The organism is Crateriforma spongiae (genome assembly GCF_012290005.1).
In the GTDB taxonomy this organism is placed as follows: domain Bacteria; phylum Planctomycetota; class Planctomycetia; order Pirellulales; family Pirellulaceae; genus Crateriforma; species Crateriforma spongiae.
In genome coordinates, this window is sequence record NZ_JAAXMS010000001.1 from 255205 (window position 1) to 274780 (window position 19576).

Annotated in this window: 19 protein-coding genes; 16 read left to right on the plus strand and 3 right to left on the minus strand. The window is 58.3% G+C overall.

Features of this window, described 5'->3' with window-relative positions:
- Positions 1 to 14 precede the first annotated feature (14 nt).
- A complete protein-coding gene (locus HFP54_RS00955; RefSeq protein ID WP_146411668.1) occupies positions 15 to 1238 on the minus strand; it encodes a DUF4912 domain-containing protein in 1224 nt (407 codons plus the stop codon).
- A gap of 466 nt (positions 1239 to 1704) precedes the next feature.
- Here HFP54_RS00955 and HFP54_RS00960 point away from each other — a divergent pair, with 466 nt between their 5' ends.
- From HFP54_RS00960 to HFP54_RS01030, 15 genes are all read left to right on the plus strand, one after another.
- Positions 1705 to 2079, plus strand: a complete 375-nt coding sequence (locus tag HFP54_RS00960) for an AtpZ/AtpI family protein (protein ID WP_168563742.1) — start codon at positions 1705 to 1707, stop codon at positions 2077 to 2079.
- Positions 2076 to 2570: a hypothetical protein gene (locus HFP54_RS00965; protein ID WP_168563743.1), complete on the plus strand. Its 495-nt coding sequence runs from the start codon at positions 2076 to 2078 to the stop codon at positions 2568 to 2570. The genes HFP54_RS00960 and HFP54_RS00965 overlap by 4 nt, the downstream gene beginning before the upstream one ends.
- Before the next feature lie 22 nt (positions 2571 to 2592).
- Positions 2593 to 3615 carry a F0F1 ATP synthase subunit A gene (gene atpB / locus HFP54_RS00970; RefSeq protein ID WP_146411677.1) on the plus strand — a complete coding sequence of 341 codons (1023 nt, stop codon included), beginning with the start codon at positions 2593 to 2595 and terminating at the stop codon, positions 3613 to 3615.
- A 57-nt stretch (positions 3616 to 3672) separates the two neighbouring features.
- Positions 3673 to 3921: an ATP synthase F0 subunit C gene (gene atpE, locus HFP54_RS00975; protein WP_145301864.1), complete on the plus strand. Its 249-nt coding sequence runs from the start codon at positions 3673 to 3675 to the stop codon at positions 3919 to 3921.
- 134 nt (positions 3922 to 4055) lie between these two features.
- A complete protein-coding gene (atpF, locus tag HFP54_RS00980) occupies positions 4056 to 4790 on the plus strand; it encodes a F0F1 ATP synthase subunit B (RefSeq protein WP_197136139.1) in 735 nt (244 codons plus the stop codon).
- Between the two features lie 140 nt (positions 4791 to 4930).
- A complete protein-coding gene (gene atpH, locus HFP54_RS00985) occupies positions 4931 to 5602 on the plus strand; it encodes an ATP synthase F1 subunit delta (RefSeq protein ID WP_168563744.1) in 672 nt (223 codons plus the stop codon).
- A gap of 55 nt (positions 5603 to 5657) precedes the next feature.
- Entirely contained in the window at positions 5658 to 7178 is a 1521-nt protein-coding gene (atpA, locus tag HFP54_RS00990; RefSeq protein WP_146411687.1) for a F0F1 ATP synthase subunit alpha, read from the plus strand.
- A gap of 40 nt (positions 7179 to 7218) precedes the next feature.
- The gene (locus tag HFP54_RS00995) at positions 7219 to 7707 is read left to right on the plus strand and encodes a DUF4870 domain-containing protein (protein ID WP_146411690.1); all 489 of its coding nucleotides are present in this window, start codon (positions 7219 to 7221) and stop codon (positions 7705 to 7707) included.
- Between the two features lie 7 nt (positions 7708 to 7714).
- A complete protein-coding gene (gene atpG / locus HFP54_RS01000) occupies positions 7715 to 8596 on the plus strand; it encodes an ATP synthase F1 subunit gamma (RefSeq protein WP_146411693.1) in 882 nt (293 codons plus the stop codon).
- A gap of 116 nt (positions 8597 to 8712) precedes the next feature.
- Entirely contained in the window at positions 8713 to 10161 is a 1449-nt protein-coding gene (gene atpD, locus HFP54_RS01005; RefSeq protein WP_197136141.1) for a F0F1 ATP synthase subunit beta, read from the plus strand.
- A gap of 3 nt (positions 10162 to 10164) precedes the next feature.
- Entirely contained in the window at positions 10165 to 10551 is a 387-nt protein-coding gene (locus HFP54_RS01010) for a F0F1 ATP synthase subunit delta/epsilon (RefSeq protein ID WP_145301849.1), read from the plus strand.
- Between the two features lie 283 nt (positions 10552 to 10834).
- Positions 10835 to 11737 carry an ABC transporter permease gene (locus tag HFP54_RS01015; RefSeq protein WP_168563745.1) on the plus strand — a complete coding sequence of 301 codons (903 nt, stop codon included), beginning with the start codon at positions 10835 to 10837 and terminating at the stop codon, positions 11735 to 11737.
- 4 nt (positions 11738 to 11741) lie between these two features.
- Positions 11742 to 12482, plus strand: coding sequence for an ATP-binding cassette domain-containing protein (locus tag HFP54_RS01020; RefSeq protein ID WP_168563746.1), 741 nt, complete (start codon positions 11742 to 11744; stop codon positions 12480 to 12482).
- Positions 12479 to 13588, plus strand: coding sequence for an MlaD family protein (locus HFP54_RS01025; RefSeq protein ID WP_168563747.1), 1110 nt, complete (start codon positions 12479 to 12481; stop codon positions 13586 to 13588). Before HFP54_RS01020 ends, HFP54_RS01025 begins: the two co-directional genes overlap by 4 nt.
- On the plus strand, positions 13585 to 14976 hold the full coding sequence (locus HFP54_RS01030) for an ATP-binding protein (protein WP_168563748.1): 1392 nt from the start codon (positions 13585 to 13587) through the stop codon (positions 14974 to 14976). Before HFP54_RS01025 ends, HFP54_RS01030 begins: the two co-directional genes overlap by 4 nt.
- Before the next feature lie 56 nt (positions 14977 to 15032).
- On the opposite strand, the gene HFP54_RS01035 is transcribed toward HFP54_RS01030, so the two are convergent.
- Positions 15033 to 16097, minus strand: coding sequence for a cation diffusion facilitator family transporter (locus tag HFP54_RS01035; RefSeq protein WP_168563749.1), 1065 nt, complete (start codon positions 16095 to 16097; stop codon positions 15033 to 15035).
- A gap of 848 nt (positions 16098 to 16945) precedes the next feature.
- Here HFP54_RS01035 and HFP54_RS01040 point away from each other — a divergent pair.
- Positions 16946 to 17938: a DUF1559 domain-containing protein gene (locus HFP54_RS01040; protein ID WP_168563750.1), complete on the plus strand. Its 993-nt coding sequence runs from the start codon at positions 16946 to 16948 to the stop codon at positions 17936 to 17938.
- Positions 17939 to 17954: 16 nt separating this feature from the next.
- On the opposite strand, the gene HFP54_RS01045 is transcribed toward HFP54_RS01040, so the two are convergent.
- Positions 17955 to 19466, minus strand: coding sequence for a TolC family protein (locus HFP54_RS01045; protein WP_168563751.1), 1512 nt, complete (start codon positions 19464 to 19466; stop codon positions 17955 to 17957).
- Between the last annotated feature and the right edge of the window lie 110 nt (positions 19467 to 19576).

Sequence of the window (19576 nt, forward strand, 5' to 3'; positions counted from 1 at the left end):
CTTGGCCGAATCGATCAGATCTTGTCTTCGAAGTCGACCGTTTCCATCGTCTTGGTGTTCCGTTCGACCGCGATCACGGTGGTGCGTTGACGTGATCCGTCACGGCTTTCGGCGGTCACCGGCAAGACTTGACGCTTGTCGGGCATCTTCAGACGGACGGTGAACGAGCCATCGGCCTGCAGTTTGACGGGGTTGCCACCGATCATCACCGAAGCGGTGGGCGACGTGCTGCCGAAGACGATCATTTCTGCGTCGACCTTGAACGGCAGCCGGTTTTCACGCAACAACGTGGGTTCGGCGGTCAGGCCGTTCTCGCCGCGTTGGGGCATGGTGCGTTGCAGGCGTTCTTCGAACATTTCCCGCAGGTCGCCACCGTCGGTGTCGTAGCCACCGCTAAGCGAATAGATCCGCTCGTAATCTTCGGCGATGTCCGACCAGTGTTCGTCCAGTCGTTCGCATTCACCCGGCTTGGGAGTTTCGACGATGTTGCTGCGGCACAGCGAGAAGAATTCGCCGTTGTCGGCCAAGTAGCCAACCATGACACGGAAACGCGACGGCGGTTCGTCGACGTCGATGTACCACGTGTTCACACCGCCGTGAATTTGGATGTCGCGTTCGATACTCTCAGCACGGTTGGACGAAACGTCACCGACGGTCAACAAACGCAGGGTCGGCACTGCGGTGTGCCAACGCTCGGCCAAGGCGGATTGAGCACGCTGGACGCTGGCGCGGGTGATTTCCCAGCTGGCCTGGAGCCAAAATGCGTCACGAACCAGCAGGACGACGCGATCCTGGTGCGGTTCGTCGCCACGGGTCCGCTGGGCACCATTTTTCAGGGCCGCACCGCCGACCAGGGTGCCGGTGGACAAGTCGCGATTGCGTTGGACCGATTCACGACGCTTGCGGATCTGAGCCCGAATCCTCGCGGTCTTGGGCGATACGCGTGGCGGTTTCATTTCGGCCACACGCCCTTGGGTGCCCGTCCGGCGTTTCTTGGAAGTCGATTTTGCTTTCGCGGTGGTTGATTTCGTTCGGTTGGGAGCCATCGACTTGGCGGAGCGTGATTCCGACTTGGTTTTCGATCCGTTACCGCTGCGGCGAAGCGAACGCTGCATCTTTTCGATCGCTTTGACCAGTTCGTGCTTCCGCATCCCGTGCCAACCGCTGATCCCGTAGTTCTTCGCCAGATCGGCCAATTCACGTCGTGTCTGGGCTTTTAGGTCGGCTGTTGTGATCACGGCGTCGGTCTCCTGGATGTATACAACCGGCCCGCTGCAGGGGCGGCTGCCATGGCGGTTTGGATGTTCGTCGCAAGGTGGGCAGGGGCGACGAGAACGGCAGGATTTGAAGGAGGGAGGCTGGTCGACGACCCCTTTTAACGGGATAATCGATACCTGTGACATTATGCCAAGGGGAGATGGATTGGTCTAGGGTTGAGATGTTCAAAACCGCGACGGGAACCCTAGTTTCCCCGCTGGTGGGTTGCCCAGGCGGCATAACTCGGACAGTTTTTCCCCGTTTATTCATGTCAGCCGGACCCTTTTGCCCCGTTGGGGTGGTGTCGGGTTTTGGTCGATGCGGTCCGCCGCGATTTGTTCAAGAATGTCGTGAAGGTTGTCGTATGAAACTGCTACGCCGGGGCTGCTGGAGCCGCAATGGTTATGGCCTTGGTGGATCGGTCCGGACTGCCGGAAGGTGCCAGTGATGGGAATGTTTCTTACGCCCGCGACCCGACGTCTGGCCGGGGTTGGCGTGGAGCTGGCCGGTGGGGCGTTGGGGTTTGGTGCGATCGGCTACTTGGCGGATCGGTGGATCGGTTGGCAGACGCCTTGGCTGGCTGTTGTCGGCGTGTTGATGGGGTTTGCACTTGGGATGTATCGATTGATCCGTATGGCCAACGAAATTAGCCAACGCTACGACCAATCGACGTCGGGAGTCCGGGGCGGCGGTGAAGGTCGAGGGTCCGATTCGCCGGCAGGTTCGGGTGCACCGGCGGATCGCACCGAGGTTGCGGAGACCGATCGGCGCGGCCAAGCGGGGCAAGACCGCCAGTCGGGTCAGGGAAGAGGTCCAGGGTGAAGGACCAACGGCGGCCGCTGCGGCCATTCGAAACATCGCTGCGTTGGATGCTGGTCGGCTGGGCCGCGATGTTGCCTGCTGCGGCGGTGGTGGCTTGGGCGGTGCCGGTTCTGGCGGCCGGGCTTCCGGCTCGGCACTGGTTGGCGTTGGCCATCAGCAGCTTGATCGTTGCGGTCGCCGCGGTGACTCCGGCGATGGTCCGCGGGCGGCTGCGGGAGGCGGCCACTGCCGGTCAGGATGTCGGCGGCAGCGATGGTGAAGATGCCCTGGCCTATCAAGGTTTTGGGGCCGAGTTTGTTTTATCTGCTTTGCTACGGCTTGTTGGTACCGTTGTACTGTTTATGCTCTGCCGCTATCACATGGCTGCTTCGGATCGCATCACGGCCGCTTGGCTGTTGGCGTGGTACGTGTACCTCGTGACGCTCGAAGTCATCAGTCTGGCCCGGACCATCCCCAAGGCCGACCCTTCGCCGACCGGTCGGTCGGATTGAACTGTCCAATTCTTACGCCGATATCCGCATGTTTCTGGCTGCCCACAGTCCGCTCGAACACGCCGTTCCACACGCCCTGCACAGCGAACCGCTGTTTCGTTTGCCCGCGTCGTTCATTGGTGAAGACGTGCCGGCGTTGGGCATTCGCGACGGGTACTATGAGTTCTTTATCACCAATCATTTGATGATGTCGGCGGTTGCCGGCCTGTTGGTGATTCTGACGTTTGCTTGGGTCGGCCGCCGCGTCGGGACCGGAACGGGCAAGGGCCTGGAGCGGTTTCAGACCAAGGGTCGGATCAGCCAGTTGTTCGAAACGATGTGTGCCTTCATTCGTGACGAAGTGGCCGCACCGAACCTGCACGGTCTGACCGATAAATATATCTACTACATCTGGTCGATCTTCTTCTTCATTCTGTTCGCCAACGTGCTGGGTGTGATCCCGTTCGGTGCGATGTTGCAGTTGATCACCGGTGATTCGCACTACAGTCATTGGGGCGGCAGCGCGACGGGGAACCTGTCGTTGACCGGCGTGATGGCCGTGTTGTCGTTCATCGCGATTCTTTACATCGGGATCAAAGAAACCGGTGCCAAGGCGTTCTTCAATCACTTCAACCCGCTGGGCTGGGATCAAGGGTTGGCGATGCTGCCGATTTCCTTGCTGTTGTATGTCTTGGAATGGCTCAGCTTGTTGGTCAAGTGTTTCGTCTTGGCCATGCGGTTGTTCGGAACCATGATGGCCGGCCACTTGGTGTTGGCCGCGTTCATCGGGCTGATCTTCACCGCCAAGGAAGCGATCGGCGAAGGCGGTGCTTGGGCGGTTTCGATTCCCGTGATGCTGGTCGCGACGGCGTTGACTCTGTTGGAGTTGTTCGTCTGTTTCCTGCAGGCCTTTATCTTCACGTTCTTGACGGTCCTGTTCATTGCGGCCACGGCGGTCCACGAGCACGACGATGAACTGGATCATGATCCGGATGCTTTGACGGATGCCGCGCAAATGGATCCCGACAAAATTTTTGACCCAGGCCGGCTCGGGCCGGCCGTCTAACCCTCAACCATCCTTTACAACCACCTTTGGTTTTCCTTTTGTTGGAGCTTTCTCTCGATGTTTGAATTGGCAACGTTGTTGGCACAAATCACCACCGATTACGGCCGCATGGGGATCGGCCTGGGAATCGGTCTGATCATCATTGGTGCCGGCTTGGGAATCGGCCGCATCGGCGGTTCGGCAGTCGACGCGATGGCGCGTCAGCCGGAAGCGGGCGGACGTATCCAAACCGCGATGATCATTGCAGCCGCTCTGATCGAAGGTGCGACCGTGATCGCATTGGTGTTCTCGCTGCTGGTCAGCTAGACGGCACCGCCCCATCGCGTGACGGTCGTTCGGATTTCCACAGCCTGCTCGGTGCACCGCATCGTCGCTGTGAGGTTTTCGGCCCGGCGGTCGCGTCAAGCAAATTTCCTGTTCCCCTTTCGATGCTGAAAATCATGAGCGTGATTTCGATGCGCTTTCCCATGCTGTTGATGTTCGCCGTGCTGGCGATGTCGGCGGGTTCGTACGTCTCGGCCGCCGATGAACCGGAGGACGCCGTGGAGGTCGAATTGACTTCTGCCGACGGGTCCGACGCGGACGCCGCCGATCACGAAGGTGACGATCATGCCGGTGACGATCACGGCGAAGGGGATCACCAGCACGATGGTGACGATGGACACGGCGACGAAGCGGAGGGCGGCTTGCTGTCGTTCGATTTCGGTTCGGCCATGTTCAACGTTTTGATCTTCCTGTTTGTGTTCTCCGTCTTGTCGGCGTTCGTCTGGCCCAACGTGTTGGGCGGCTTGCGGGCCCGCGAAGATAAGATTCGTAGCGATCTGCAGGCGGCCGAACAGGCCAACTCGGATGCCGCGAAGCTGTTGAAGGAATACCAGGTGAAGTTGGACGACGCGGCGCAACAGGTTCAATCGATGTTGGCCGAAGCCCGCAACGACGCCCAGGCCACCGGCCAGCGAATCGTCGACGAAGCCAAGCAGGAAGCGTCACGCCAACAGGAACGTGCGGTCGCCGAAATCCAGACCGCGAAAAAGGTCGCGCTCTCGGAGATCGCCGGCCAGACGTCCGACTTGGCGATCAAGTTGGCCGGTTCAGTGGTCGGCCGTGAACTGAACGAACAAGAACACTCCGAACTGATCCGACAGTCGCTCGATCGTTTGCCCAGTAATAACTAAGCCCATCCGGTCACGGCCGTGATGTAGCGGTCATTCCTTCGCGTTTGTGTTCCGCACCGCGTCGGACCCCTCGCCCGCGATCGGACACCATTCCAGCGATCACGTCACTTAGCGAAACGTCAACCAGCGAACCTCATCAAGTGTCAGAAGCCACCGAATACCCCACCGTGCTTGATATCGGTGCCGAGCAACTGGGCAAGACCTACGCTCGTGCTCTGATGGCGGCCGCGGACAACCAAGGCGTCGCCGATGAAGTCTTGGGGCAGTTGGGCGAAATTGTCGACGACGGTTTGTCGGCGAACCCTCGTTTGGCCGCGGCACTTGCTTCGCCACGGGTCAGTGAATCGGAAAAGAACGCGGTCGTCGATCGTTTGTTCGCCGGTCACATTCACCCCGTTTTGACAAACGCTTTGAAGGTCATGAACGCGCACGGCCGTCTGGGGTATCTCAGTGCGGTGCGTGATGCGGCGGCGGATATTCGTGACGAACAGCTGGGCCGGGTCGTCGCAGAAATTCGTACCGCGGTGCCCATTACCGACGATTTACGCGAAGACGTTTTGCGTCGGCTGGGTGAAACCCTGGGACGGCATGTTCGTTTGAAAGAACGAATTGATACCGATTTGATCGGCGGCATGGTCGTTCGCGTCGGCGATACGGTGTTCGATTCGTCGGTGGCCGGCCGCTTGGCCAAAGTTCGACAGAAGGTCCACGACGGTTTCAGCCAGCAACTGATGCGACGCGCCGAAGCATTCGTGGCCGCCGATGTCGGTTCATCCGACGATACCCAGTCCTCCGATGCGGCCGCTCAGTAGCAGCGTCCGAAACTCATTCATTCCATCTGGTTAGATTCATCCGGAATAACCTGCCGTGAAATTCAATAGCGACGAAATCGCATCGGTCTTGCAACAAGAGATCGAGCAGTTTGAAAGCAAGATCGACGTCCGCGAAGTCGGAACCGTGCTGGAAGTCGGCGACGGGATCGCCCGCGTTTACGGCTTGTCAGGCGTCATGGCCGGGGAAATGGTCGAATTTCCCAACGGTGCGATCGGCCTGGCGTTCAACTTGGAAGAAAACAGCGTCGGTGTGATCATCCTGGGTGATTACCTGACCATCGAAGAAGGCGACGAGGTCAAAGCGCTGGGCACCCTGCTGTCGGTTCCCGCCGGTGATGCGGTGGTCGGCCGCGTGCTGGACCCGCTGGGCAATCCGCTGGACGGAAAAGGCCCGGTGCAAACGGATGCGTCGCGACCGGTCGAAATCATCGCCACCGGTGTTGCCGAGCGTCAGCCGGTGACCGAACCGATGCAAACCGGGATCAAAGCGATCGACGCGATGACCCCCATCGGACGTGGCCAACGGGAACTGATCATCGGTGACCGTAAAACCGGTAAGACGGCCATCGCCATCGACGCGATCCTGAACCAAAAGGGCAAGGACGTTAAGTGCTTCTACATCGCGATCGGCCAAAAGGACAGCTCCGTCGCTAGCGTGGTCGACGTTTTGGAACGCCACGGCGCGATGGAATACACCACGGTGATTGCCGCCGGTGCCAGCAGCCCCGCCCCGCTGCAGTACATCGCACCGTACGCCGGTACCGCGATGGCCGAACACTTCATGTTCAATGGCGGCCACTGCTTGGTCGTTTACGACGATTTGTCCAAGCAGGCCACAGCGTATCGTCAGATGAGTCTGTTGATGCGACGTCCGCCGGGACGCGAAGCTTACCCCGGGGACGTGTTCTATTGCCACAGTCGCTTGCTGGAACGATCGGCCAAGCTGTCCGACGAATTGGGCGGTGGTTCGATCACCAGCCTGCCGATCATCGAAACGCTGGAAGGCGAAGTTTCGGCCTACATTCCGACCAACGTGATTTCGATCACCGATGGCCAGATTTACGTCCAGCCTGACCTGTTCTTTGCCGGGGTTCGTCCGGCGATGAACGCGGGGATTTCGGTCTCACGCGTCGGTGGTGCCGCCCAAATCAAAGCGATGAAGAAGGTCGCCGGCGGTTTGCGGTTGGACTTGGCAGCGTTCCGGGCTTTGGAAGCTTTCGCCCAATTGGGCACCGACCTGGATGCCGCGACCCAAGCACAGCTGGACCGCGGGTACCGAATGGTCGAATTGCTGAAACAGCCCCAATACCAGCCGCTGCCCGTCGAAGAACAAGTGCTCAGCATTTTCGCCGGCACGCGAGGCCACCTGGACGACGTCGAAATCAAGTCGGTCCAGCAGTGGGAACAAGACTTCCTGCAGTTCGCCAGGAACAAGCACCAACCGTTGCTGAACGACTTGCTTGAAAAGGGCGAATTGTCCGACGAGATTGTCGAGCGAATCGAATCGGCGATCAAAGAATTCAAGGCCGGCTATAAACCACCGGCCGCCACCTAAACGCCCCGGCGATGACCGGGCCCATCAGGAGTGAAGTCGTATGCAACCCAATGATCCGAATTCACCGCAAGGCCCCGGTTACGATCCCTATGCCAATCGCCCCGATTCGGGGCAATCCGACAACCCGTCGTACCAGACCCATTCCACGTCACCCGAACCGATTCCCCAAGTGGGAGCCCCGCCGACCACTGACGAAAAGAACTTAGCCCTGATCGCCCATTTGTCGGGCATCGCGGGAATCATCGCCGGGGGCCTGGTCGGATTTGTCGGACCTCTGGTGGTTTATCTGATTAAAAAAGACACGTCCCCGTATGTGGAGTCGCAAGCGAAAGAAGCGTTGAACTTCCAAATCACCCTGTTGATCTTGTCGGGGGCCTGCTTTGTGCTGACCCTGGCGACTTGTGGACTGGTTTGGCCGCTGATCTTTGTCCCGGTCATCCTGCAAGTCGTTTTCGGCATCCTGGCAACGTTGGCGGTGAAAGATGGACAGTTTTATCGATACCCCTTCAATCTCCGTTTGCTTCAATAAGTAATCCATGGCCAACGCTAGAGCACTCGATAAGCGACGCAAGTCGATCAAGAACATTCGCAAGATCACGCGAACGATGGAATTGATCGCAACGGCGCGATACAAGAAAGCGATGGATCGTGCGTCGGCGGCGACGGCCTATACGGATCAAATCACCAAGATCGTGCGACGTCTGGCCGCCGCCGGCTTGGAAGTTAGCCATCCGCTTTTGGAACCGCGTGACGAAATCAAAAACGCTCGCGTCCTGGTGCTTTCCAGCAACCGGGGACTGTGCGGTGGATACAACGCATCGATTCTGCGAACTGCGATGCCGCTGATTCGCAAATTGCGCGAAGACGTTCCCAATGTTGCGGTCGACGCCAGCGGTAAGCGAGGCGTCAATGGTCTGAAGTTCCGCGGGATGGAAACCGACCAGCAGTTCTATCAGTTCGAAGATCAACCGCCCTATGACGATGTTGAAACCATCGCCAACGGTTACCTGAACGACTACATCACCGGGAAATTGGATCGCTTGGATGTCGTGTACACCAAGTTCAATAGCACCAGTTCCCAGGTCGCCACCGTCGAACAGCTTCTACCGCTCGGTTCACTGAGCGACGACGAAGAAGCCACCGGGGATGAGTCGGTGGCCGAATACGAATTCTTGCCGTCGGCCGAAAGCATTCTGGAAGAAGTCGTTCCGACCAGTTTTAAGGTCAAGCTATTCAAGTGTTTCTTGGACTCGGCGGTCAGCGAGCAGGTCGCCCGAATGGTCGCTATGAAGGGCGCCACCGAGAACGCCGGCGAAATGATCAAACAACTTTCCATGACGTACAACCGCGCCCGTCAAAGCCAGATCACCGGCGAGATCATGGAGATCATCGGCGGCGTCGAAGCTTTGGAAAATTGAAGCCTTGGAAAATCAACGGAGCAGCTGAATCGCAAAGCGGCCGTCAAACGATCGATCGCCCTGCCCCGCTCCGACACCCGTCCACCCGTTAACCTTTCAACCTTTGCCTCTGATCCATGTCCATCGCTACTGAACAGCAAGTGACCGGTAAAGTCACCCAAGTCATCGGATCCACCTTCGATGCGGAGTTTCCCGAAGGTCAGCTTCCGAAAATCTATAACGCCCTGAGCATCAAGAGCCAGCACAAGGGCGTTGACATCGACTTGGTCGGTGAAGTCCAACAGCACCTTGGCGGTGGCCGCGTGCGGGCAATCGCACTGGGCAGCACCGAAGGCATGATGCGGGGCATGGACGTGGTCGACACCGGGCAACCGGTATCGGTGCCCGTTGGAAAGCAAACCTTGGGTCGCGTTTTCAACGTGCTGGGACGTCCGATCGACAAACGCGGCGACGTCCAGGCCGATGATTACTGGCCGATCCACCGCGAAGCCCCGCCGGTCAACGAACTTTCGACCAACACCGAATTGTTCGAAACCGGGATCAAGGTGGTCGACCTGCTGACCCCGTTCGTTCGCGGTGGTAAAGCCGGGCTGTTCGGTGGTGCGGGATTGGGCAAGACGGTGATTTTGACCGAGTTGATTGCTCGGATTGCCAGCAGCCACGGTGGTTATTCCGTGTTCGCGGGTGTCGGTGAACGGACCCGCGAAGGCACCGACCTTTGGTTGGAAATGCAGGAGACCGAAATCGGGTCGACCGGCCGCAGCGTCATCGAGCAAACCTGCATGGTGTTCGGTCAGATGAACGAACCGCCGGGGTCACGTCTTCGTGTCGCTCTATCCGCACTGACGATGGCGGAATACTTCCGCGATACCACCGGTGCCGACACCCTGTTGTTCGTCGATAACATTTTCCGATTCTCGCAAGCGGGTAGCGAAGTGTCCGCGTTGTTGGGACGGATGCCGTCGGCCGTGGGTTACCAACCGACCTTGGCGACCGAGATGGGTGCCCTGCAGGAACGCATCACGTCGACCAAGAGCGGTGCGATCACGTCGGTGCAAGCCGTTTATGTCCCCGCCGATGACCCGACCGACCCCGCGCCGGCGACCGCATTCGGCCAGTTGGACGCGTTCATCTATCTGGAACGATCGATTTCGGAAAAGGGAATTTATCCCGCCATCGACCCGTTGGCATCCAACAGCCGGATCTTGGACCCGCAGTACGTCGGTGATCGTCACTACGCGATCGCCCGCCGGGTGCAAACGATTTTGCAACGCTATCGTGAACTGCAAGACATCATCGCCATTCTGGGTGTCGATGAATTGAGCGAAGAAGACAAGACGATCGTGCACCGCGCACGTCGGATCGAACGTTTCTTGTCCCAGCCGTTCTTGGTCGCCGAAGTCTTCATCGGTAAGCCGGGTGAAATCACCTCGCTGGAAGACACGATCCGCAGCTTCGAAGAAATCTGCGACGGTAAATGGGACCACCTGCCCGAACAGGCCTTCATGTACGTCGGTCCGATCGAACAGGCCGAAGAACAGGCCAAGAAGATGGAGTCGAAGTAAACGATGGCCATTCGTTGTATTGTCGTCACGCCGGAACGCACCGAGCTGGACCGCGAAGCTGACTTTGTGGCACTGCCGATGTTCGACGGCGAACTGGGGGTCCAAAGTGGGCGCGCACCGATGATCGGCCGGCTCGGGCACGGGGTGTTGCGGATGCAGACCAATGCCGGCCCGGAACGCTATTTCGTCGACGGTGGGTTCGCCCAGGTCGAAGGCGATGTGGTCAACGTGCTGACCAGTCGTGCGATCTCCGTCGATCTGCTTGATGGCGAAGAAGCCCAAAAGAACTTGGACGAGGCGTTGGAAATGCCGTCGCTGTCACCCGAGCAGATTCAAATCAAAGAAGCCGCGGTTCGCCGGGCTCGGGGTATGTTGCGGGCGTCTCGATAGGCTCGTCCGCTGGGGCGGCGTTGACTTCATCCGCTGCCAGGCCGAATCAGATTTTCATCACGCCACGACCGGCATCACTGGTCGTGGCTTTTTTTCTGAACACACCAATGCCACGGGCTCGCCTTACCCTGGGAGTATGACGGTTGTGCCGGCCATGACGATTCGGCCAGGCCACCGAATTCCGGTTGTGACGGCGGCACCGTTTTGGCTGGTTCGGTGGGAAGCGTCCCGCCGATTGCGACGAAGGTGTCGGTTGTAGCTGATTCGCCGACTGTTTTTCCCGTTGCCCCGTCGCCCACGCTTGGTTCCCGTGACACCGATTCGTGAAACACGAACGCTACCATCGGCCACCCGGTGGTTGGCGGCGCCGCTGCGTGTCGCGGACACGTTGGGCGGTGCGGCGTTGTCGCGTCTGCATACCGTGGCGTCGATTCTGTCGTTGTTGTGGGCCACCGGGTATCTGTCCATTCGACCGGCGTCGTGGACCCCGCCGGTGCGTCTGGTGATGGTCCGGCAGTTGTTTTTCACCGCGGTCGATGCGGTTCCGGCGATCGTCCGGTTTGGGATCGCCGCCGGGATCCTGTTGATCGTCCAGGCGTTGCTGTGGTCGGACCAGATCGGTGTCGGCGCGGATTTCGTCGCGCCGTTTCTGTGGCGGGCCGTCGTGCGTGAATTGGGACCGCTGTTGGCTTGTCTGGTGGTGATCGGACGCAGCGGAGTCGCGATCAGCACAGAACTAGCATCGATGGTGGTCGCCGACGAATTCGAAGTTTTGGAAGCCCAAGGCATCGATCCGATGACCTATTTGATCATGCCGCGGATCATCAGCATTGTGACCAGCGTGTTTTGCTTGGCCGTTTTGCTGACGACGACCATGTTGATCACCGGTTTTGCCGTTGGCTGGGCAATGGGGGCGGTCCGCGTGGGGTTGACGTCGTTCTTGGAATTGATGTTTCGCAAAGCCAATTCCTTGGACCTGTTGTTCTTTGTCAGCAAGACGTTGATTGCCGGCGGTTTCGCCGGTGCCATTTGTTGTCAAGACGGTGTCAGCGTCCGCGGAACCGTGACCGATGTGGCACGGGTCTCCAGTCGCAGTGTCATTCGGGCTTTGTCAGCCGTCTTGGCGGTGTCGGCATTCCTGTCGGTGCTGATCTATGGCCGAATCCTGGTTTTCAAGATTGGATAAAGCCATGACACGAAACACCAGTTCGCGTGAATCCGCGGGAACGAAAGACGCTGCATCCAAGCAACCGGTTTTAAGTTGGGTCGATCTCAACGTCGGCAGCGACTCCGGTGCAAGTGTTTGTTTAAGAAATTCGGACCTGACCTTACGGCAAGGTGAGTTGCTGGTCGTGCACTGCGAGATGTCCCACCAAACGCGATTCTTTGCTTCGGTGTTGCAGGGGGTGAAGTCGCCGTCGGCAGGAACGGTCCTGTTTGATCAAACGGATTGGACGGCCATGGGCGATGAAACCTTGTTTCGAAGTCGAGGTCAGATCGGCCGTGTCTTTGACGGCGTCAGTTGGATCGCAAACTTGAACGTGACCGAAAACATGATGCTGTCGCGGCAACATCATGGTGATGATGACGCGGTGATTTTGCGTCAAATGGAACACTGGGCCGAGCAGATCGGGTTGCATCGAATCAGTCGACAACGTCCGGCGTTTGTCCCAGCGGGCCAACTTCAAATTCATCAATGGATTCGTGCATTCTTGGGCCCGCCCAAACTGGTCATCTTGGAACGCCCGATGCGATACGTCGCGTCCAAATGGCGTCAGAAGTTGACCGATGCGGTGCAATCGCTTCGGAAACAAGGCACGGCGTTTGTGTGGATCAGCGACGTTTGGAATTCTGATCATCTTGAATCCTTGGGGGCCGAGCACCAAATGGATGTTCGGCATCCGGAATTGACCGATGGAGACGACGCATGAACGAACCCTACCGATTGCGATACGCCAATCAGGCGGTGGGATTTTTTCTGCTGTTGATTTTGATCCTGATGGTCGCGCTGGCGTTCCTGGTGTTACGAGCAGGGAACTATTTCGTCGAACAAGACAGCTACTACCTGAATATCAAACAGAATGAGATCGGCGACCTGCACAAGGGGGCCGACGTGATGATCTTGGGCGAAAGAGCCGGATCGATCGAATCGATTCGCTATGTCGATTCGACCAATCTGGTGCGCGTCAACTTGAGCGTGCGTCCGGAAATGAGCCGCCAGATCTTTACCGATTCGATTGTCAGCCAAGAGCGAAGGTTCGGGCTGGGCAATCCCGTTTTGGTCATCCGACGTTCGGACGATCCGGACGATGACCGGATGCCGCTGCCACCGGGCAGCGAACTGGAAAACTACATCGGTGAAGCGGACGCGATCGATCTGATGACTCGCGAAGTGGAATTGGTTAGCCAGTCGATTCAGATGATTGAACAACAGTTACGCCCGACCTTGGAAAGCATCGCGGGGGCGACCGACAAGCTTCAAGACACTTTGACGGCGACCGCGGATCCCGCCTTGGTTCAGTCCCGACAGGCGGCCGAATCGTTCTATCAAACCAGCGAAACCGTACGGCCTCAAACCCTGGAAACCATGCGAACGGTGCAAGACGCCGCGGCCAATCTGGAAAACAAGGTTGCCGGGTTGACCGATCAAGTATCTGACTTGGTGGAAGGCGATATCACCGAGGCCTTGGACCAGGTGCAGGTGTCCAGCCGCAGCGTACGCGATGCATCCAATGCGGTCGCGCAAACGGCCGAAAGCGTGAACGAAGACATGGCGGTAACACTTGACACACTTCGCAGCGCGGCCGAACAGGTTCAAAAGTTGGCGGTGCAGACGCAGGAATTGGTTGCGGTGCTGCAAGACGAGGCCCAGGATCTTCCCGGTACCACACGACGTGTCAACGATACCGTCAGCGACACCCAGGACTTGGTGGAAGAAATTCGTAGCCATTGGCTGTTGCGTCGATACAGCAACCAAGGGAAACCAAGCGTCCAGATCTCACCGTCCAACGTCCGCGCCGGAGGAAGTCTGCGATGATCGATGAAAAGCATCATCGACAACCGCTCCGGTGCACGGTGCTGTATGTTTTCCTGTGGTTGAGCGCGATGGGGTGTCAGAGCCCGACCGTGGATGTGGCTGATACCGATTCGTCATTGGTGCGATACGCCAAGTCTGGACGCGAAGCGTTTGCCGAAGGGAATACCGATGCGGCAATTCAGCAGTACTACCGGGCGATTGCGCGAGCTTGGATGTTGGATGATCCGGCCGAAGCCGGTACGCATGCCTATAACTTGGCCGCCTGTTTTGCCAGTTTGGGGCGGTATCCCGAAGCCAAGGATTGGTTGGTCGATTCACGAGTGGAACTGTGTCGCGCGGGATTGTCGACGGGCAACACCTACCTGCTGCAAGCCAAGATTGCGCAGGACGAAGGCGATTTGGCCACCGCGGCGGATCTGATTCAAAATGCGGCCTGTGCTAAGCCGCCATGCGGGCCAGAGGCGTCAAGCTGTTGTTGTGGCTGTGACCAAGATCCATGCAAGCAGTCTTGTCTGACCATGGTTCCCTGCGTTGGACCTCGGTTGCACCAAAAGAAGTTGCGCAAGCAGTGTGAAGACAAATATGACGCCCAGGTTCAATTAGCAGCCGCACGTTTGGCGGCGGAGCAATATCAGTTAGCCTGCGCCAAGAAGCGGTTGCAGACCGCTTGCGAATTGGCCGACGGCGTTTGCAGCGAAGCGTTGGTGGCAGAAGTGCACGACGTCGCCGCGCTGATTCATTTGGCCCAGGCAAACTACCTCTGTGCCGCAAGCCATCTGGACCGCGAGGCGTATCATTTGCGATTGGCGGGAAATTACCGGGAGATTCCCAACGTGCTGGAATTGGCATCGGCGGCCTACACCGAAGCGGCACGCACCGATTTGGCCGCACGAAGATTGTGTCGTGTCGCCAGGATTTGGTTTGGTCGTGGCGACTATCAAAAATCGTGGGATTACTTGCAGCAGGCTCTGCCGATGGCGGAGACCTCCTACGACCGCCCGACGTGCATTCAATTGGCACTGTTGGCGCACCGGATTGAACAGGTTTTGTCGGCCGATGGAAAATCCACGTCACAGTGGGATTCACCGGCGATGATCAGCGACACCGCTGACGCCGAACTACTTGGTGACGATTTGAATCTGGTCGACTCATCTACGACGAATACGCAGGCTGCGGAATCGCAGGACACCGAAAGGGTGGATGACGCCTCCGTTGAAACGATTCCAATGCAGCAACCATCGCAACCGAAAGCTGAAATCCTGGATCCGCGGGATCCGCTGCCGCCTTCGAGCGATGCAACGCTGGAATTACCGATCGACGAAGCCACCGACGGCGCGTCTGGGCATTCGGTGCATTGGGCCGAACCCATTGGGATCGATAGCCTGTAAAAGCCGGTTTGAACAGACAACGTCGATGACCGACAGCGATCAATCGCTAGTGGGATTCAATGGTGATGCTTGCCCCGCCCCGATGTTTTGCTGACCGGCGTGGACGCTGAACCGTCTGGTGACAAGTCCGGGTTCCAGCAACGTTCCAGCCCTTCGTGGCCGGCTTCGGTGCAATGTCCTGTTTGATTGTCTCGGCTGACTTCAAATTCCAAGGTGGAATGCTGGATATCAAACGCTTCGTGCAAACGACGTTTCAATTGGTGTTTGATGTCTTCCATTCGATCAAGATCATCGGAACGGATTGAGACATGGGCTTCCAACGCCCGATGGTCTTCGTCCAGTTCCCAAACGTGTAGATGGTGGATGCCGACGACATCCGGCATTTCGACGGCGACACGAATCAATTCGTCCACGTCCAAATCCGGCGGAGTACCTTCCATCAAAATGCGAATGGCTTGCGGCAGCATCGACCAGACTTGATACAGAATGTAAATCGCCAATCCGAACGTCAGCGCGGAATCCACCCACGTCCAATCCGTCAACGTGATCACCACCGCGCCGATCAAGACGACGGCAGACCCGGCCGCGTCGACAAGGTTGTGCACAAAGGCGGCGCGAACGTTCAGCGATCCTCGGCTCATCGCCCACAGCAAGCCGGCCGTCGCGATGTCGATCACCAATGCGATCGCGGCGGCGGCTCCCATCAACCAACCGATTACCGGTTGCGGATCGAGCAGACGGTGGGCGGCCTCATAAATCAAAAAGCAGCCGACGGTCGCCAACAGTGTCAGGTTGATGGTCGCACCGATCAATTCGGCCCGGCGATAGCCGAACGTGAACCGCGAACTTGCTTTCCGACGTGAGATTCGACGTGCGATGTAGGCGATCAGCAATGCATTGGCATCGCTGAAGTTGTGGGCGGCATCGGACAATAGGGCGACGCTGCCCGACCAAATGCCGGCGATCACTTGGGCGACCGTTAACAACTGATTCAGTGCGACGGTCCACAGCAAACGGCTGTCGGGAATGGAATCGTAGGCACTGCCGCTGGTCAGCCCGTGGTGGTGCGGTACCACACCGTGCCCGCAATCATGGCAATCGTGGCTGTGGTCTGCGGGCATTGATTCCCTGCTGGGGAAGATGGGGCGTCGTGTGAATTGGCTCGTTGGAGCAAAGTTTGACGAGCCGTCTGACTCAAAAAGGCACGCTCCAGCTGCAAAAAACGGTTATATTCAACGCTGTCGGAAAATTCGCCTTGTCGACAGGTTCAACACTAGCAAAGTTGGCGGCGAGCGTGTTTTTTCCATCTTTCCCCCGGTCTTTTTGGGGCATTCTGGGGCGTAGGAAGGGGGGGGGCACGCGTCCTAATCCAGGCTTGGCTGATTTACCAATTCCTTCATGTTTGCCCCCGACCATCCGACCGGATCTTTTCTTGCACACCTGGACCCGCCGAATCGCTTTGATCGCCTATTTGGTGGGCGGATGGCTGATGCCTGCGGCGCACCATCACGGGCACGGCAAGTGTGTTCTCCACGCGGTTTGCTCTGACGGCGCGGTCGACCAATCGGGCTGTGGGTGCGAACACGGCACGGTCGGATGCGACGATTCATCACCGTCAGCTCTCTCAGGTCAGGATCGGTCGTATTGGCGGGTGGCGACGGCGGAAGATGTTTGTCACGGCCTGTGCACGCTTTGTGTGGTGCGTGGCATGTCGGGTTCGCACGAACAATCGATATCGGCAATCCAGGGAGTGGTCGCTGCGCAAGCGTCGGGCGAGTTTACTGATCGACGCCAGGAAGTCTGGCGTTGGGGGGCGTCCCCTCCCCGCGGGCCTCCGGCGAAAGTTTGATTTCATCGTTTCCTTTCTCGTTGGTCCAATCGGACAGGTTCGTCGGCTGCGCCGCATGGATCATTCATCAACGAGACCGGGAAATTCATTCCACGAAAATCGAACTTCACTTGCCGAACCATGAATCTCTTCTCTGGCGTGACCCGCCGCAACAAGACAGATTCGTCATCGAATCGAAACGCATTTACCTTGGTCGAATTGCTGTTGGTGATCGCGGTCATCGGCATCCTAATTGGCCTATTACTGCCCGCAGTTCAAGCCGCACGCGAATCAGCGCGGCGGATGTCCTGCCAAAATAACTTGCGGCAGATCGGAATTGCACTTCACAACTACCACAGTGCGTACCGGCGACTCCCCAGCGGTTGGATTGCCGCCGACGAAGACCATCATGAACCGGGATGGGGGTGGGCGGCTGCGATCTTGCCGCAGATGGAACAAGTCTCGGCCTATGACCGAGTCAATTTTTCACTACCGATCGAAGAAGCTGAGCATGCGGCCGTTCGTACCAGCTCGATTCCATCGTTTGTTTGTCCCAGTGACACCTTAAGCCTGTTGTTCGCCATTGCCGAAGGCGAAGAACACGAGCACGATGATCATGAAGACGAAGATGGGCACGAAGGTGATGACGATGACGAGGATCATGCACATGATCACGAAGACGGCGTGAACGTCGACTTAGGTCCCCATTTCCTGTTTGATGTCGCCAAGAGCAATTATGTTGGCGTCTATGGTACGACAGATATTCACGACGATCTGTATGACGGGGATGGACTGTTCTATGGAAACAGTCAGCTGCGTTTCCGTGACATCTACGACGGATTGAGCCAGACCATCATGGTGGGCGAGCGTAGCGGGCGACTAGGCGGTTCGATTTGGCATGGAGTCATTCACGATGCCAACGAACCAGCCGCCCGAATCGTGGGGGCCGCCGACCATGTTCCCAATGATCCGGTGGGACACTTCGAAGATTTTGGTAGCTATCACCCTGGCGGTGCCCAGTTCATTCTGTCCGACGGTTCGGTTCGAATGTTGACCAAGTTTATCGATTTGGACATCTATAAAGCGCTGGCGACACGCAACAACAAGGAAGTCATCGGCGGCGATGATTTCTAGATCGTCGACGCCAAGTTCAGTTCGGCGAATCGACGGAGACCAACAGCCCGTCGATCGCCGCGGCGGCCACGTGGGCCTGTTTGGCAGCGTCCAGCACATTCAATCGCGCCGCGAACAACGTTCGCTGAGCGGTCAACAATTGCAGAAAATTGGTCTCACCGGCTTGGAATGCTTGCCGCGACAATTCAAAGGTTTCTTCGGCGTCGGCTAGAACTTGGCTACTTAGACGGCGGTACCTTTGAAGTGCTGTTTGGTAATCGGTGATGCTTTGTGACAGTCGCGATGCCAAGTCCAAACGCGTCGCGTCGATGGACGCGCCGGCGGCGGTGATGGCTGCTCTGGCGGCACGAATGTTTCCTTGATTTCGGTTGTGGATCGGCAACGGGACGCTGATGCCGAACCTGGCGAAGGTGTCATCCGATCCCGTGTCCACGCCGACGCCGATTTGTCCGGTAATGTTGGGCGTCACCTGGGCACAAGCCAAACGAAGTGCCCAGCGGGCACGTTCCAGTTCGCTGCCCGCGGCAGCCAGTTCCGGGCTGGTGGCGTCGATCGTTTGCAACCATCGGTCCCACGGTCGGTCGGTCAGTCCAGCACCTAGTGTGCCGTCCACTCGAGACGAACCGATCGAATCGCTGCCTGACGCGGCCGCCAGAGCCCGCCGTGCGACGTCGGCTCGCACCTTTGCGTTTTCTGCTTCGATGCGTGCGTTTTCCAACTCGACTCGCGCTTGCAGCAGTGCGATTTTGGAGACCTCTTCGGCATCCAACAGGTCTTGAACCGACTGCAGCGACTGTTCGGCCAAATCCACAATCCGGTCGGTCAGTTCCGCTTGCTTCTGAGCGGCCAAAGCATTCCAGTAAGCCGTGCGAACACGGGTCAAAACTTGCAGCCGAGTTCTTTCGCGATCCGCGACCCGCTGTTGGACGACTTGACGCAGGGTCTGGTTGGCCAATGCCAGTTTGTTGGCGGTCACGATGGACTGGGATACGCCAACGCTGTGCAAACCAGCGCTGCCTTCATTCCCGACTTCGTCGGCTTGGTACTGCAGCGTCGGATTGGGCGAAAGGCAAGCCTGGTATGCGCGGCCCTGCGCCTCACGGACGGCCGCATCGGCGGCGGCAATTGCCGGATGCGCCATGGCCATCGCTTCGACGTCCACCAAGGAAAGTGTGGGCGGCGAAGATGCGTCAAAGGCCACTGCCGTTTGCAAGCCATCGGAGGCGGCCGGCGCAACGGCCAGCGGATCTGAAACGATGACAGGCTGCACGTTTCCTACGGACGTATCGGCTGTTGCTGGCGACGGGGGGGATGCCGATGGGATCTCGGATTCGAAGTCGACCGCTTGAACTGTTGAGGAATCCGATCGCCGTTGCGTTTGCTGCCGCGTCACCGTTGATGCGACCGGTGGCTGTGAAATGCCCGTAACAACCGGCGGTGGTTGTCGTTCGCGCAAGGTGCCGTTGCAGCCGGTCAGGCTGCAAGCCAAAAGCGTCGCGAGTGCCAAACGTCGATTTCGTGCGGTCATCGATCCCGATTCCTTTCGGTACAGCCGTGCTCGCCAGTCTGGCAACACCCCCATCCGCCAAAGTGCAGGCTGGTGAAGGTGGTCAAGCGTTTCGATCCGGTGCGGGGCCA